Genomic DNA, 15805 nt, shown 5'->3' with positions numbered 1-15805 from the left:
TTCGCCGCGCGGTCTTTTTTATGCGTTAGGGCGATAACGATACCGTGTTGGGTCGGGGCCAAACAATTCCAGCATCAGTTCATATTTGATGCGATTGGCACTGACCTGACGATAGAATGCGATCAAAAAGGCAGTGGGTCCTTGAATGCGGCTGAGCCCACTGGTGGCGGCCACCACGGTGCCCACATCCGTTTTGCCCTGCAAGACCAGATATCCCCCCAGCATCAGGATACCGACGGTGCCGGCCCCGTTGATCACGCTCAGCAGGAACTTTGCCGACAGTTTCCATAGAAACATCCGCCGCCGCGTGTCGTAAATGTCATCGAACATAGTGTTGATATCCCGCTCGACGGCTTCGATATCCTCGGTTGTCAGCCGGTCGGTGGCACCGCGCAGAATGCGAACCCGTTCCGCCACGAAAGTGTTCACTTTGCGCTGCGAGACCAGAACGATGATGATTTGCGGCACGATCATTGACAACGCAATCAGCCCCAGACCTGGTTGCGTGGACGAGATATAGCCGATCACACTGATCAGCGTTCCAATCTGAACGACCGGATCCGAAAAGGCTCCACCGGCAAACTTGCCCAACTCTTCGGCTTCGGCCGAAATGGCGGTGGTCATGGTGCCTTTGCGCAGGCCTTCGTCTGAATCCTTCAGGTCGGTCGAACGCCAAAGCAGGCGTTGGCGGATCAGCCGGATCATGTCTTCGCCCAAGGTTCCGGCGCGATAGCTTAGTACCCATTTCAGGGCGAGGCTCAGCAGGATGACGGCCATCATGCCGATGCCCAGCTGGATCAGTTTTTCAGTCCCGACATCGTCGGATGTCAGGTGGTTGACGATGTCGCGCTGAAACTCAAGCGGCACGGCGGCAAGGCCCGCAATTGCGACGGACAGCATGATGAGGATGATCTGCCGCCCCGCACTGGCGCGCCAGATCGCGGAATAAAGTCGAAACATGCGGGTATCCGGTTCGTCCTGTTGTCCTGCACTTTGGCAGTGCAGGACAACGGGTTCAAACTTTTCGATACAAGCTGATGCGCGGGTCGTGCCGATTTGGCAACAAGGAGGGCTCAGTCCTCCAGCCGCACCGTGGCGTCTGCGGCCTGCATCTCAGGGCCTGCGCGATCAAATCGCAGATACGCGATCCCGTTTCCGCCGGCCTGTGTGTACAATGTTCCGACAGGTTTGCCATTTGCACTGATCTCGGTCCTCACCGGGGCCGAGCCCTGGACAACGACGCGTCGCAGACCTTTGCGCAATTCGGTTTTGTGCTTCATGCGCGCGGTCACTTCCTGCCCGACATAACATCCTTTTTTGAAATCCACGCCATTCAGCGCTTCGAACCCGGATTCCAGGATGTAACTGTCCGGGGTCAGTTCAATGCCTGACTCGGGAATGCAGTGCCGGACGCGCAGTGCATCCCAGTCGGTTCCGTCATCGCCCTCGGGTTCGGGGGAGTAGTTGCGCCAGCCCATGTCCGGGTGGCGGGGATCGGGCAGGGCGGTTTCCGGCGCAGCCTTGGTGCCGCGTTGCAGGTTCAGATCGGTTCCCTCGATCGTCACATCCGCACGCAGCTTGTACATCGTCAGACGTTTGACCAGATCATCCGCAAGGTGTTCGGCCACATCCAGAAGAACTCCGTCGCCATCTCGTTTCAGGAAGAAATCCGCCAGGTACTTCCCCTGCGGAGTAAGCAAAGCGGCGTAGACCAGCCCGTTGTCCAACCCCTTAATGTCGTTGGTGATCAGATCCTGCAAAAAGCTTTCGGTATCCGAGCCGGACAGGCGCAGAATGCGGCGGGTGGGCATGGCTTGGTCCTCGTCATTTCCTCAGGCCTCGTGATATAGGAAGTTCCGATGCCAAGACCAGAGGTTATCAGACGTGCCCGCGCCTATTACCGTCGTGATCCCGACCCTCAACGCTGCCGACGCTTTGCCCGAATGTCTCGGGGCTTTGATGGAAGGGGTGCATGCCGGGTTGATCCGGGAATTGATCATCAGCGATGCCTGCTCAACCGATCACACGCCGGATATTGCGGAAGAGGCCGGTGCGATGGTCGTGACCGGCCCGCCATCCCGAGGCGGCCAGTTGCGCCGAGGGTGCGCGCAGGCCAAAGGGGATTGGCTGCTGATTCTTCATGCCGATACAGTGCTGCAAAAGGGGTGGAGCGAGACCGTCAGCGCCCACTTGCCGTCAACCAAACCTGCCGCGTTTCAGCTGGCGTTCCGCGCGCGCGGGATCGCGCCGGCCTGGGTGGCTGGCTGGGCCAATCTGCGCAGCAGGATGCTGGGATTGCCCTACGGAGATCAGGGGTTGCTGGTTCCGCGTCACACCTATCAAGCGGCAGGCGGGTTTCCCGACCAGCCGTTGATGGAAGATGTGGCTTTGGTGCGCGCGTTGCCAAAGGTAACTGTTCTGAACACACGCGCCTTTACGAGTGCGGAGCGGTATGAGCGGGCGGGGTGGATTCGGCGCGGAGCTCGGAACCTGTGGACTCTTCTGCGTTACTTTCTTGGGGCTGACCCGCAAGTTTTGGCGCAGACGTATCGTCGCTGAGCGTGGTGCGCAGCTCGACCACGGATTTCCCCAGCCGAAACGGTGCCGCAAAACTGACAAGGCATAGGGCCACGATTTGCAGAACAAGAATATGAGCATTGTCCTGTAGGTATTCCCATTCTTCTTTCAGCTTCCCGACCTGCGCGATCAGGTCATCGTAGCTCTGCGCAAGTATCAGATAGTCGCCCGCAATCGCGGGAACCTTGCGACGCATATTGTCAATGGCGGTCTGTGTGCTTTCGTCCAGTGAAGTGAAGACAAGGAACTGGTCGATGTCAAAGGCATCGGCCTTGGCGGCCATGTCACGTATTTCGTCCATTTCGTCCCTGGACTGACCCCCAACCAGGAAGTGAAGCCCCTGTAGGGGGGCCACTTCGTTCGTGACCGCGATGAACAGGGGTAGTTCCGAGTTGCTGGCGGTCGAAGCAGAAAGGAATTCAACCTTTTCGCATAAAACGGCGGTATCCGGATCATAGGCCGGATCACAGAACCGCAGGCGGAACCGGGCCGCGTCCCTGTCAAATGCCAGCGTCGCGGCATAGGCTACGTCGATCTGTCGGTCCAGTCGCGAGCTGTCCGAGGTGTAAAGCCCGGCCAAAACAGCCACCAATGCCCCGATGCCACCCAGCACAACCCATACCAGATCAGCCAGTTTCCACGCCCGGTGCCCGGCCGGTTTGCGAAACAGAAAGGCAGTGCCGATAGAGCCGATGATAAAGAACAGGATCAGCAGGGGCAATTGATTGTCGGTCACAAAACTCATGGGTCCAATCTTAGGACCTGTGCTTCGACCTGCAACAGGGATCACGGGCAGTTGTAACGTCTTACCATATCCCCATACTGGAAACAGCGCAGGGGGGACTTCGATGACCAAAGAAATCGTTCTTATCCACGGAGCATTTGCCGGACCTTGGTGTATGCAGGATTACGCGGACTTCTTTCGGGACCGAGGTTGGACGGTTCACGTTCCTGCCTTGCGGTACCATGACGGTGATCCGAAAGCGGACCCCGACCCGGGTCTGACCGATACTAGTGTCATGGACTACACCAACGACATCGCCGATTTTGTAAAAGGACTGGATCGCAAACCTGTCATTTTGGGGCATGCCATTGCTGGGGTGGTGGCACAGCAAGTGGCGTCTTGTGGTTTGGCCAGTGCCATCGTTTTGATCAATCCCAATGCGCCTTGGGGCACCTTGCCCGAAACCGATGATGAACGCGCTGTACCGCGCACCTTGATGGAAGGCGGCCCATTCTGGAAGCAGCCGATGCGGGTCGGGTTCGATTTGATGGCCCCGTTTGCTCTGAACAAGATGGATGAGGCGCAACAACACGCTGTATTCGACCGATTGGGCGCAGAAAGCGGGCGCGTGATGTTTGAAATGTTCTTTTGGATGTTTGATGACCATCACGCAATCAAGGTTGATTTCGACAAGGTTGACTGCCCGGTTCTGGTGGTCTCGGGTGCCGAAGACAGGGCTGTTAACCCCGATACCTGCCGCGCACTGGCAGCGCGCTATGGGGATCGCGGAACCTTTTTGCTGGTCGAAGACCATGCGCATTTCCTGTTCATGGAGCCGGGTTGGGAAGGGCCGGCCTCGATGATCGAGACTTGGATGACAACCCAGGTGACCTGAAACGGGCTTGACAACAATCCACCCTTTGCGGACATGGCGCCAAGTGAATAGGGCAGTTGACCCTTTTGACGCGAAACCTCTGCGGGAAAGGTCCGGACATGACCCTGTTCGTTGTCCTTATTATTCTTTCGGCTGCTTTGCTGCACGCGGTGTGGAATGCAATCGTGAAGACAGCGGCTGATCGAACCACGATGCTGGGTTTGGTCGCTCTGGGTCAAGTGCTGCCTGCGGCGGTCATGGTGATGGCTCTACCGCTGCCAAACCCAGAGAGCTTTATTTACATCCTGCTCTCGACCGTTGTGCATTTCGGTTATTATTTCATGCTGGGTAAAGCCTATCAGCACGGTGATCTGAGTGTGGTCTACCCCATCGCCCGTGGGATTGTCCCGGCGCTGGTTTCGCTTTGGGCAATGGTCCTGGTCGGAGAAGTGCTGCCTTTTCAGGCCTGGACAGGTATCGCCCTGATTGCCGTGGGCATCCAGCTGAGCAGTTGGAAAGCTCTGCGCTCGGGCGTTGGGCGCAATGCACTGATGTTTGCGCTGGGCACCGGGTTCTGCATTTCGATCTATTCGGTCGTTGATGGGATCGGTGTTCGGCTGTCGGGCAACACGCTCAGCTATTGGGCATGGGGGGCGTTTCTGCACCTGTTCATTGCCGGGTTTGTCGGGGTTCGGAAACGTGCGACCTTAAAAGACCTGCCGGCCAAAGTATGGATGATCGGCATTCTTGGCGGGCTGGTATCGATGACAGCTTATGGTCTGGTGCTGTACGCCAAGAATTTCGCACCGTTGGGCGCGGTTTCGGCGCTGCGGGAAACTTCGGTCATCTTTGCCGCACTGATCGGGTTCGTATTCCTCAAGGAAGGGAACTGGGCGCGACGGTTGGGTGCCGCGGTGCTCATGGCCGTGGGTGTCGCCCTGATCGGAATGACAGTCTGATCCGGCGGAAAAGCCTCGGGCGACAGTGATACCTCTGGCTTAGCGGCCGACCTGAAACGTGCATTGTGGCTTGCAGTGCATGGTGCCTTTGTCGCTGCTTACGCATCGCAGCAGGCGTTCCTCGCGCGTGTTGATCGTTTCTGTGACGGTGTTGTGGCCAGAGATCACGATGAAGGAATCCGGGGAAAAAGCCAGCCCCTTGTAATAGCAAAACCGTGTTTCCGTTCCGTCCGGGATCGGAGATGCCAGGCTGAGCGTCTTTTTCGCCGGGGCCTGGGTCGCCAGCATAGCAAAGGCCAGCCCATAGGTCAGTGTTTTCAGGTCGTCCTCTCGTCCTGCAAATCTGTTGTCGATCAAAAAGGGTTTGGACGCCCGGACCTCAATCATGGTTTTGTGTTTCAGCAAGTTTGAACGAGATCAACGGGTTAGGCAACGAAAATCCTACGCGCTCAGCGACAAGCCAAGGGGACGATTTTTACGGTCGGTCACTTCTGTGGTAACATGGCCGCATTGTTTAAGGAGAATTGAGAGATGTTCAGACCCTCTGTGGAAGCGATTATGGATGTCATGTCCCAAAAGGATTACGTAGTTTTCGACACCCCAACTGTCGATTGGAACCTGAACATAGTGGGCATTCGCGCCCACCCGGTTTCACCCAAGAAATTCGATGATGTCATGACGGTGTTTCACCGGTTTCTTGGCGTTTGGGATATAGCGTATTACCCGATGACGGCCGATCCCAGCGATCACTACCTGAAGAACCCGATAAACCCGGATGGGACGGCCATTCTGGCGCCGGGGCAATATCGGTCCTGCTACAAGATCGATATTCATAAACGAGGCCGGCCCGGAGGCCACAAGGCGCTGTGTCAAAGGCTGGGAAACGTTACCGTGTTTCGGGACAACAACAGGGATGGAAACCTGAACCTTGTTAATCCTCAAAGCGGGATGTTCGGCATAAATCTGCACAAGGGGCCAAACAACGGTGACGATGACACGGCGAATACGATCTATTCCGCCGGGTGTCAGGTATTCGCCGATCAGCGTCACTTTGCCGAGTTTCTGCTGAAATGCGAAGCCGGGCGCGACGCGTTTGGCAACAAGTTCACCTATACGTTGCTGGATCAGGCAGATTTCGAATAAGGCGGTGCTTTGCGAAGGTTCTGCAAGCGCCGGGGCAGGACAGGGGCTGGGGGCGTGCCCGGATCTTAAACCGGGCCTTGGCCCTAGGTCTCGACTTCGGCCTGAAGGTCTCGGAAATACCGGATGGTTGCGTGCAATCCTTCTTTCAGTTGCACTTTGGGTTCCCAGCCCAGCAGGGTGCGCGCCAGTGTGATATCGGGCTGGCGCTGTTTCGGGTCATCCTCTGGCAACTCCTTGAAACTGACAGGGGTCTCGGCCCCCACAAGGGCCTGCACTTCGCGGGCAAGTTCGTTCATCGAGAATTCGTTGGGATTGCCCAGATTGACAGGGCCGGTCACGTCCGCGCCGGTCTCCATCAGGCGAATGAACCCTTCGATCAGATCATCCACGTAACAGAAAGACCGGGTCTGCGTACCGTCGCCAAAGATCGTGATCGGATCACCCGTCAAGGCCTGCATAATAAAGTTCGACACGACGCGCCCATCGGCGGGGTGCATTCTGGGCCCGTAGGTGTTGAAGATTCGGGCGACCTTGATCTCCAAACCCATCTGCCGGTGGTAATCGAAGAACAAGGTCTCGGCGCAGCGTTTGCCTTCGTCATAGCAGGATCGCGGACCAACCGGGTTGACGTTGCCCCAATAATCTTCGGTCTGCGGATGGATCGTCGGGTCGCCATAGACCTCGGAGGTCGAGGCCTGAAAGATCTTGCATTTCAGCCGTTTCGCCAGACCCAGCATATTGATCGCGCCATGAACGCTGGTCTTGGTCGTCTGCACCGGATCGTGCTGATAATGCACGGGTGAGGCCGGGCAGGCGAGGTTATAGATCTCGTCGACCTCCACAAACAGAGGGAAGGTCACATCATGGCGCATGAACTCGAACCGCGGGTTGCTGTGCAGATGGTCGATATTGCGCTTGGTGCCGGTGAACAGGTTGTCGACGCACAAAACCTCATGCCCCTGATCCAGAAGCCGGTCGCACAGATGCGAGCCCAGAAATCCGGCCCCACCGGTTACGAGAACACGTTTTCGACTGTCATAAAGGCGGGCCATTGCAAATCCTTAATCGTTAAATCCAAGCCAGCTTGTCACGGGGAAGCCGGGTCTTGGTTTGATTAGTAAACCGAAGGGATTTGAATTGCAGTAGATTTTGGTTTTTTGAGGGCGCGTGTGGTGTTGGTGCGCTTCCTATCGATCCAATGCTTGATGCAGAGCATCAAGCACGCGCCCGACCCGCCCCGCTTGGCTGAAGGCAAACCATCGGTAGTGACTGCAAACGCGTTTTCGCTCGCCTTTGGACCGGGCGCAGGAAGGTGCTATGTTGCATGGGCTTTTGCATCCAGTTTGATGCAGCAACATGATGGATACGGGCACCCCTACTACGCCTGCTGTTCTGTCTATTTGGGCTTGTTCGCCCATCCACTGGCCCAACACCAGTCTAATGCGTAACACAGAAGACCTTTGAAGGGTTCCGGGTCAATTTCGAATTCCAACGTGGATGTCGTTGTACTATCTAAAAACCAGACTCTTTCGCGGTCGTTAGTTCCGACCAAAAGTCCAGAAGAAAAACTCCTGAGAACAAACGCAGTGGAGTCAGCGACTTCCGAGAATTGAGTTGAAGACAAAACCGGAAACTTTTCTCGCTGTCCTGACCTTACGTCGTATGCTTCCGATGAGCCCATGCCTGCGAATAGCCCCAAGGAAGCTATTATGATCCAAATCCCAAAGAAGGAAGTAACCCCAGTCTGTCTAAGATGGGGGAAAATGAAAATCCTTCCAACTACGACTATGATTACCAAATATAAAAAGGAAATACTTAACTCAGGTGCCGCTCCCAAAAGAATAAAACACGCTGCCGACAAATAGACGGTGATGAACACCATCTTTTCGGGAGCTAGAGCAACGAAGTTCTTCGCCTTTTCACGGACACTTTTCGCGGGCTTTGGTTTTGGGACTGAGCCAAGCCAAAGCCCAATCAAAATTAGAGGAATTGCTGGCAAAATGCTTAAGGTGCTAGCTCTTATTATATCCTGTAGTGAAATTATATATCTAGCGTCGATACCAAGAGAAAAAAAGTAAGCGCTTTCATGACAAAACGCCAACAGGAACCCTAGCATCGGTACAAGAGATATTTCTTTGATCAACTCATCTGTGCGAATACTAAAATCAGTCGTCTCACTCAAACATCCAACTCCTCCACAAACCGCGCGTTCTCCTGGATGTATTGGAACCGCAGTTCGGGCTTCTTACCCATCAGACGCTCGACCAGATCGCCGGTTTCGCCGGGTTCATCCTCGTCGATGGTGACCCGGATCAATTTCCGGGACTTGGGGTCCATCGTGGTTTCTTTCAGGTCCTTGGCGTCCATCTCGCCCAGCCCCTTGAAGCGGGACACGTCGATCTTGCCCTTGCCGCCCAGACCTTTCTCAAGCCATTCATCCCGCTCGGCCTCGTCCAGACAGTAAACCCGTTTGGCACCCTGCGTCAGGCGGTACAAAGGCGGGCAGGCCAGGTACAGGTGACCCGCGTCAATCATCGGGCGCATCTGGGTAAAGAAGAATGTCATCAGCAAGGACGCGATATGCGCCCCGTCCACATCCGCGTCGGTCATGATGATGACCTTGTCATAGCGCAGATCGTCGAGGTTGAACTTGCTGCCCAGCCCCACGCCCAGCGCCTGCGTCAGGTCGTTGATCTCGGCATTGGTGCCCAGTTTCGAACTGGCCGCGCCCAGCACGTTGAGGATCTTGCCGCGCAAGGGCAGCAGGGCCTGCGTTTTGCGGTCGCGCCCCATTTTGGCCGAGCCGCCGGCCGAGTCGCCCTCGACGATGAATAGTTCGGTGCCTTCGCGTGTTGAACTGGAACAGTCCACCAGCTTGCCGGGAAGACGAAGTTTTTTAGTGGCGGACTTGCGTTGTGTTTCCTTCTCGGCCCGTCGGCGCAGGCGTTCTTCGGCCCGCAGGATCAGGAAGTCGAGGATCGCGCCGGCGGATTTCGTGTCGGCGGCCAGCCAGTTGTCGAAATGGTCGCGCACCGCGTTTTCCACCAGCCGCTGCGCCTCGACCGTGGCAAGGCGGTCTTTGGTCTGGCCGACGAATTCCGGTTCGCGGATGAAGCACGAGACCAGCGCGCAGCCCCCGGTCAGCAGGTCGTCGCGCGTGATCTGGGCGGCCTTCTTGTTGTTGATCAACTCGCCATAAGCCTTGATCCCCTTGAGGATCGCGGCCCAGAAACCGGCCACATGGGTGCCGCCTTCGGGGGTGGGAACGGTGTTACAATAGGACTGGATGAACCCGTCACGCGACGGTGTCCAGTTGATCGCCCATTCGACCTTGCCGGGGGTGCCGAATTTCTCGTTGAAATCGACGGTGCCCGCAAAAGGTTGCTCGGCGTAGGTGGACGAGCCGTTCATCGTCTCTTTCAGGTAATCCGACAGGCCGCCGGGAAAGTGGAACGAGGCCTCGGTCGGGGTTTCACCGTCGTCGATGGCTGATTTCCAACGGATTTCCACACCCGAGAACAGGTAGGCCTTGGACCGGATCGATTTGAACAGGCGCGCCGGTTTGAACCGGTGGTGGCCAAATATTTCCTCATCCGCGTGGAAGGTTACGGTCGTGCCGCGCCGGTTGGGGGCGGCGCCGACTTTTTCCACAGGGCCCAGCGGAACACCGCGCGAGAACCGTTGTTCGAACAGCGTCTTGTCGCGCGCCACCTGTACGACCATCGAATCCGACAGCGCGTTCACCACCGAAGCGCCCACGCCGTGCAGACCACCCGAGGTCTGATACGCTTTGCCCGAGAACTTGCCGCCCGCGTGCAATGTGCACAGGATCACCTCGAGCGCGGATTTGTCCGGGAACTTGGGGTGCGGATCGATCGGGATGCCGCGCCCGTTGTCGCGTATGGTCAGGGCGTAATCGGCGTGCAGTTCCACCTCGATCCGGTTGGCATAGCCTGCCACGGCCTCGTCCATCGAGTTGTCGAGGATCTCGGCCACCATATGGTGCAAAGCGCGCTCATCCGTGCCGCCGATATACATGCCGGGTCGCTTGCGGACCGGTTCCAAACCTTCGAGCACCTCGATCGAGGAGGCGTCATAAGTTGTGGTCGCTTCTGGCGTCAACAGATCGTCGGGCATGGGTGCTGCTCTTGTTTTTGAGTTTCCCCCATTATGGCAGGTGATGTGGTCCGGGGGAAGAGGGGCGCGAGGTGTTGTGGACGGATAGAAGGCGCGGGGCCGCGGATTGCGTGGGCAATTCGTCGAACGTCACGATTGGCGGTTTTGCTTGAAACCACCGCCCCTGGCCATGGCGCGGGAAGGTTCCGTACTGCTGTTATCGATAGTTGGTCAGGGCCTGTATTTCAGGCCGCAAAATTCACGATAATCCCGTCCGATAAAACCAGCGACGCGACAAATAACGTTACGCGATCGGGTTGTGGTCAGCCTTGCTGCGTCTCCGGCTCATTGACGGAATCGCTTTAAAAATATATCGTGAAGGCAGACTCCCAAAGTATCTATCTATCAGTTCCAAGCGTTCAAGAGTTACGTTTATTTCGTAATTGGAAGGCTGCTATGGCTACGTTTCAGGACGTTCAAGCAGCAGTGCATGATATTGCTGCCCGTTTGAATGTCACCCCAGAGCTTGCTCGTGCTGCGCTGATTAACCCCGTGTTGGCGCTTGAGGAGCTTGGGTTCGAATTGGACCTGTCTGGCCGACTTGAGCTGGAGGACAGAGCGCGGTTTTCCAAGAAACAGATCGTTGAACGCAAAAGTTTGCGAAAAAAGATCTTCGCCGCGTCCGGGCATGAATTTGACCCCGGGCAGGAACACGATCTGGCTGTGGTCCTTTTCGACGAGTTGAAGCTGGTCGATGATACTTCGAAACGCCCTGACCTGTCTCCCTTGTCCTTGCCGATGCGAAAAGTGCGCTATTCCACCTCCAAAGTGAAGGTGGCCAAGGTCAAGGCATCTGAAATCGCGCGCCGGTTTCCTGGGAAAGCCAAAGGCAAATCCGTCGCCGGGCTCGATCCGAGTTTGATTGAGCCCGTGAAGATTCCCGACCCGCTGGAAGCGCTGGGCAAGGCGCACAAAATCATCTCTCCGTTACTTGCCTACCGGCAACTTGATGCATCGACACCGCGTTTTGCGACTAAGGCGCTGTATCGTGCCGTGCGAACCGGGAAACGTAGGCTGGTCAATATCACGCCCCGCGCCGTTGTCACCGGCACTGCTTGAAGACACCCGGGCGCGATTTCCTCGCGCCGTCACACCGAGGACGTCAGGATGGCAAATACAAGAGGATATGAAGTTGTCGTCGAAGCCTCGGAAGAGGTCCTGCGAAAGGTCATTCGGGGGGCGTGGAAGTCCGCGGAATGCGACGATGATCCCGGCGATGAAGGCCGCATTCCCGAATTCATGGATGTTCCCGCAGGTGAAACCTTTGGCGGTTTTGTCGTCGCTGACGGGTCTGTTCAGATTCCCGAAGACCAGTTGGACGCCAGCTTGCGTCCGGACATCACCGGTGCCGAAATTCGACTTGGTGTCCTGATCCAGATCGAAATCGAAAACCCCCCGGTTCCATCGGCGCAAATGCTGACGATGACGGCCGATCTTGCTGCGGCTGCGCCGATCGGTCTAATTCCCGGGCGTCAGGATGTGGGATGGCTGTTGGATGGCCTGCCTCGCAACCAGGTGTCCGCCACGCTGACCAGCGGCGATCCGATTGCGTCCAATATCGAGTTGTTCGCAAGTGAATTCGTGGACAAAGCCTATGAGAACGGTGGCCCCGGCGGACCGATCGATCCGGCCTTTCCCTCCATCCCCCATGTCATCGATGAGACCGAGCTGCAATTTGCCTTGGGAGCGTTGACGACGGATGTCCATGCGGAAATCTTCAACGACGCCTCGGACACGGCGCACGATATTGAAACCACCGTGTCAGGCGGTGACATAACAATTTCGTTGCCGGTCTATCTGCGCATGTTCAACATTGTCGTTGGGCCGACGGTACAGCTTTTTTTCAATCCGCAGGATCCCATGGGGATCGAAACGCGGATCAACATCACGGCACCATTCAATCGGGTCGGTTCGGAATTCCGCACGGATTTAAACGCGGCCATCGTTACCGTGGACGCGATCAACCCCGCCGGTCCGGAATATGGGCCAGAGGGTGACAATTACATCGACAACCGTGATCAACTGGCGGCGATCCCGTTGGTCGCGATTGACCTCGACGCCCAGATATCCAGCGAACTGGTGTCGCGGGGGCAGGAATTGGCCAGTGGGCTGGGCGAGATTTCAATTGCGGCCCCGACAGTAGCCGAGATCGAAGAATTCATCGGCGACTTTTTTCATCAGGATCTTGAGGCCCGCGATTTCGTTTACATCTGGGGGCCAGAGGCAACGGACGAAGAGTTTGAAGTCGACAGTATCACCGTCGGCGTGACAAACGAGTTTCTGGCGATCGCCTTGAACGATGATGGCGGTGGTGACGTAGGCGGGCTTGCCAATTTCATCCCTGCTGACAGGGATTTTGCAATTGCCATCAGCGCGGCCCAGGTTGAAGCATCGATTGAAACGGCGCGCATCGAAGCCGAATTGTCGGATGATGACCTTCCGAAGACCTTTACACCTGACGGGCGCGAAGTCCGGCTGACCGATCTGGACGTGAGCCTCAGGGCCGGGGCGATCAGAATATCGGGCAAGGTGACGGTCGTAGACGCGATCCTGGGCAGTATTGATGTGGATGCCGACTTTTTCAATGATGTCGGATTGCGCTGGCAGCCGAACGGTTCGCTGGGCCCAACCGGTGGGCAGCAAATGGATCACTTTGAAATCGACAGCGATGTCGATCCCGAAGAATCCGTGCTGCTTTGGGTGCTGACGGCAATCGCCGCGATATTGTCATTCGGCGCTTTCGGAATTCTGGGCGCATTGGTCGTTGTGATCGTGGCCCTTGTCGTCCGGGGAATTGCCGAAAGCATGGGCAGTGAAATCCTGTCAGATGAAGTTACCAATACGGTCACGGGTATCACCGGCTGGCCGGAGAACCTTGCCAGGATCGGGCGGGTCGAAGCGGTATTTTCGGACCCGATCGTGATTGATACCGACGGTCTTGAAATTGCCGGAGATTTCACTGTCATAAGCAGTTGCGAAGCCACGGATGTCGTCCCGGCGGATTCGGGTGGTGCACGGTCGGGTGCGGCCGCATCGGCCATGTCGCTTGCGGCTGCGAATGAACATCCTGACGCAGGGTACGAGTGGTTGCCGGGTGACGGAACACCGGCCGCGGTCTTGCCCTCGATTCAGCATGTCTATGCTGCAAGCGGTGTCTACACCGCAAAACATGCGCTGACGATCAACCAGCCGGGCGGCGCGCGCAGTCGCAGTTTCTCGCTTGTTACCGTCGAAAACGTGCCGCCGACAGTGGATGCCGGCCCTGATCTGACGGTGCAGGAGGGCGAAGAGGTCACTCTGGTCGCACGGTTCCGAGATGTCGAATACCCCGACACCCACGAGTCCATGTGGTATTTCGGTGATCACCACGCGCCCAAACCCGGCGTTATTTCTGAAACCAATGCTCCTCCTGCGGCGACAGGCACGTCGACCGTGACCCATGCCTGGTGCGACAATGGCGAATACACCGTCACGGTGCGTATTCGCGACGTCAACGGGGGCGAGGCCATCGACACCTTGCGTGTCACCGTGACCAATGTTCCGCCCGAAGTCGAAGCTGGCCCGGACCTTTATGCATATGTCTGCACACCGATCACGCTTGTCGCCGATTTCGGGGATCCCGGCTGGTGCGACACGCATACGGCCAAGTGGGATTTCGGCGATTGCAGTGAACCCCGCACGGCCCTGATCGAGGAAACGAATGAACCACCGGCAGCCGAAGGCACGGCGACCGCCTCACATATCTATGAAAACTGTGGTGACTTCCGGGCCATCTGTACCGTCATGGATGACGATGGCGCCTTTGGTCAGGATGACCTGACCGTCCGGGTCGTGCATTTGCTGAACCCTGGTTTCGAAGATGGTTTCCGTTCGCTTCCAGCGGGCAATGTCGGTCGCTTCTGGACACCCTATGCATGGCTGACCGACTTGGCAGCCTTTCATGCCGGAAAGGGAAATCCCGTTCCGCAATTGGCCCCGATCCCCGCCGATGCCTTTGACTGCGAAGGTTGCATCGTCCGGACCGGGGACAGGTCCCAAAGGGTCATCGCGCAGCGCGGCCTTCGTGTCGGCCTGTGGCAATCGCTGGGTTCGAATCCGGGGTGGGATTATGAGTTCTCGTGTTGGTTCGCGAAGGAGGCCGGCGACGCAGGCGGCTATGCTCTAGGGTTGGATCCGCGCGGTGGTGATGATCCGCGGGCGCCCTGGGTGGAATGGTGGACCGGCAATCTAGACGGTGCCTGGCGGCAATTGCGGGGCCGCGTGACGGCGGAAGCCGAGGCCGTGACGGTGTTTCTGGAGTTCAGCGGAGATGATCCGCGCAACGATGCGCTTGGCTATATTGATGATTGCGCTTTCATCGCGATTCAGCCGCATTGTCCGGAGCAGCCGAAGCCCGATCCGGAAATTCCACCGCGTGAACGTTGCATTGATTTTCGCGGCCAGAAACTGCCTTCCCGCCATCCGGTATTGAACGTCGGCGGTGTGCGGTTCCTGCCGACCAAGGGCAGCCTTCTTCAGATCATTGGCGGGTTCCAGCCGCAAGGCACACCCAAACTGTTGCTTTCCATCGCCGGTGTCTTTGCCCATCTGCCGGTCGTTGCTGATTGGGCCCGCCTCAAGCTGAGCTTTGCTGGCGGAAAGCCCATAACGATCATCGCACTTGATGCGGCGGGCAATGTCCTGACGACCCAGACAGGAACGCAGCAGCAGGGGGTACAGATTATCGAAGTTCAGGCGAGCGGTATGGTGACCCTCGCTATGCGCGCGCAGGAAGCGGCGTTGATCGAACTGTGTTTCCTGCCGGAACACCCGCGCAGTACGCCCTCGGCAGAACCTGAACCGGGGCCCGGCATTGTCGTGAATCCGCGCTTCGACCGTGCCGTCGCACCGGCCATGTTCAGTGCAGGGACGACCACGGAGGACAGAACCTTGACCGAAACCAACAGCCCCCATCCGTTCGGCCTGTCCGAGGCGGCTTGGGGCAAGCTGGACACTCAGCTGCGATCGGAATTGGCGAAGGCTGCAACAGACGGCGATGATGGGAACTCGGTGCAGGTCATATTGCGCTTGGCGCCAGACACCGAAGGCAATGCGCCCTCTTTCCGGCGCGCCGAAACGAAGGCACGCGAAGATTATTTCCGCCGACGCACACGGCCCCTGGTCGGCACCCTGGAAAGCCTGGGCGGTGTCGGGATTACCGAACTGTGGCTGATCGACAGTGTTGCCGTTGAACTTTCGCCCGGGGCCATCGCGACAATGGCCAACGATCCTTCCGTGGTGATGATCACCCATTCCACCAAACGTCAGGCCATTCCTGAAAACCCCATAAGACCATGATCTAAAGGAGCACGA

12 protein-coding genes and 1 pseudogene are annotated in these 15805 nt (G+C 57.4%); 6 read left to right on the top strand and 7 right to left on the bottom strand.

Annotated features, from left to right (window positions below):
* Positions 1–18 precede the first annotated feature (18 nt).
* Both I9184_RS07800 and I9184_RS07795 read right to left on the bottom strand, forming a co-directional pair.
* The gene (locus I9184_RS07800) at positions 19–960 is read right to left on the bottom strand and encodes an ABC transporter transmembrane domain-containing protein (protein WP_171633590.1); all 942 of its coding nucleotides are present in this window, start codon (positions 958–960) and stop codon (positions 19–21) included.
* A 113-nt stretch (positions 961–1073) separates the two neighbouring features.
* Positions 1074–1811: a folate-binding protein YgfZ gene (locus I9184_RS07795; RefSeq protein ID WP_209833564.1), complete on the bottom strand. Its 738-nt coding sequence runs from the start codon at positions 1809–1811 to the stop codon at positions 1074–1076.
* A 73-nt stretch (positions 1812–1884) separates the two neighbouring features.
* On the opposite strand from I9184_RS07795, the gene I9184_RS07790 reads away from it, so the two are divergent.
* Positions 1885–2559, top strand: coding sequence for a TIGR04283 family arsenosugar biosynthesis glycosyltransferase (locus I9184_RS07790; protein ID WP_209833562.1), 675 nt, complete (start codon positions 1885–1887; stop codon positions 2557–2559).
* A 7-nt stretch (positions 2560–2566) separates the two neighbouring features.
* Here I9184_RS07790 and I9184_RS07785 read toward each other — a convergent pair.
* Positions 2567–3322: pseudogene (locus I9184_RS07785) on the bottom strand (hypothetical protein); the annotation flags it as partial.
* Positions 3323–3425: 103 nt separating this feature from the next.
* Here I9184_RS07785 and I9184_RS07780 point away from each other — a divergent pair.
* Both I9184_RS07780 and I9184_RS07775 read left to right on the top strand, forming a co-directional pair.
* Positions 3426–4196, top strand: coding sequence for an alpha/beta hydrolase (locus I9184_RS07780; RefSeq protein ID WP_209547222.1), 771 nt, complete (start codon positions 3426–3428; stop codon positions 4194–4196).
* Between the two features lie 98 nt (positions 4197–4294).
* A complete protein-coding gene (locus I9184_RS07775) occupies positions 4295–5134 on the top strand; it encodes a DMT family transporter (protein WP_209833560.1) in 840 nt (279 codons plus the stop codon).
* Positions 5135–5173: 39 nt separating this feature from the next.
* Here I9184_RS07775 and I9184_RS07770 read toward each other — a convergent pair whose 3' ends face one another.
* Positions 5174–5521 carry a hypothetical protein gene (locus I9184_RS07770; protein WP_209833558.1) on the bottom strand — a complete coding sequence of 116 codons (348 nt, stop codon included), beginning with the start codon at positions 5519–5521 and terminating at the stop codon, positions 5174–5176.
* A gap of 144 nt (positions 5522–5665) precedes the next feature.
* On the opposite strand from I9184_RS07770, the gene I9184_RS07765 reads away from it, so the two are divergent.
* Complete coding sequence (locus tag I9184_RS07765) at positions 5666–6277, top strand: hypothetical protein (RefSeq protein WP_209833556.1); 612 nt, start codon at positions 5666–5668, stop codon at positions 6275–6277.
* An 83-nt stretch (positions 6278–6360) separates the two neighbouring features.
* On the opposite strand, the gene I9184_RS07760 is transcribed toward I9184_RS07765, so the two are convergent.
* From I9184_RS07760 to parE, 3 genes are all read right to left on the bottom strand, one after another.
* Positions 6361–7329 carry a UDP-glucuronic acid decarboxylase family protein gene (locus I9184_RS07760; RefSeq protein ID WP_171723571.1) on the bottom strand — a complete coding sequence of 323 codons (969 nt, stop codon included), beginning with the start codon at positions 7327–7329 and terminating at the stop codon, positions 6361–6363.
* 344 nt (positions 7330–7673) lie between these two features.
* The gene (locus tag I9184_RS07755; RefSeq protein WP_209833555.1) at positions 7674–8459 is read right to left on the bottom strand and encodes a hypothetical protein; all 786 of its coding nucleotides are present in this window, start codon (positions 8457–8459) and stop codon (positions 7674–7676) included.
* Positions 8456–10414 (bottom strand): DNA topoisomerase IV subunit B, encoded by a 1959-nt coding sequence (gene parE, locus I9184_RS07750; RefSeq protein WP_209833553.1) that lies wholly within the window; start codon positions 10412–10414, stop codon positions 8456–8458. Before parE ends, I9184_RS07755 begins: the two co-directional genes overlap by 4 nt.
* 354 nt (positions 10415–10768) lie before the next feature.
* Between parE and I9184_RS07745 the strand changes: the two genes are divergently transcribed.
* Entirely contained in the window at positions 10769–11512 is a 744-nt protein-coding gene (locus I9184_RS07745) for a hypothetical protein (RefSeq protein ID WP_209833551.1), read from the top strand.
* Between the two features lie 48 nt (positions 11513–11560).
* Positions 11561–15790 carry a PKD domain-containing protein gene (locus tag I9184_RS07740; RefSeq protein ID WP_209833549.1) on the top strand — a complete coding sequence of 1410 codons (4230 nt, stop codon included), beginning with the start codon at positions 11561–11563 and terminating at the stop codon, positions 15788–15790.
* Positions 15791–15805: the final 15 nt, after the last annotated feature.

The organism is Ruegeria sp. HKCCE3926, assembly GCF_017872515.1.
In the GTDB taxonomy this organism is placed as follows: domain Bacteria; phylum Pseudomonadota; class Alphaproteobacteria; order Rhodobacterales; family Rhodobacteraceae; genus Ruegeria.
Note: the sequence above shows the minus strand (reverse complement) of the source record. Positions and strands in the feature narration are given on the sequence as shown.

Coding starts and splice junctions, on each gene's coding strand:
- I9184_RS07770 (WP_209833558.1), bottom strand. CDS start 5,521: ATGATTGAGGTCCGGGCGTCCAAACCCTTTTTGATCGACAACAGATTT.
- I9184_RS07740 (WP_209833549.1), top strand. CDS start 11,561: ATGGCAAATACAAGAGGATATGAAGTTGTCGTCGAAGCCTCGGAAGAG.
- I9184_RS07765 (WP_209833556.1), top strand. CDS start 5,666: ATGTTCAGACCCTCTGTGGAAGCGATTATGGATGTCATGTCCCAAAAG.
- I9184_RS07775 (WP_209833560.1), top strand. CDS start 4,295: ATGACCCTGTTCGTTGTCCTTATTATTCTTTCGGCTGCTTTGCTGCAC.
- parE (WP_209833553.1), bottom strand. CDS start 10,414: ATGCCCGACGATCTGTTGACGCCAGAAGCGACCACAACTTATGACGCC.
- I9184_RS07800 (WP_171633590.1), bottom strand. CDS start 960: ATGTTTCGACTTTATTCCGCGATCTGGCGCGCCAGTGCGGGGCGGCAG.
- I9184_RS07795 (WP_209833564.1), bottom strand. CDS start 1,811: ATGCCCACCCGCCGCATTCTGCGCCTGTCCGGCTCGGATACCGAAAGC.
- I9184_RS07760 (WP_171723571.1), bottom strand. CDS start 7,329: ATGGCCCGCCTTTATGACAGTCGAAAACGTGTTCTCGTAACCGGTGGG.
- I9184_RS07780 (WP_209547222.1), top strand. CDS start 3,426: ATGACCAAAGAAATCGTTCTTATCCACGGAGCATTTGCCGGACCTTGG.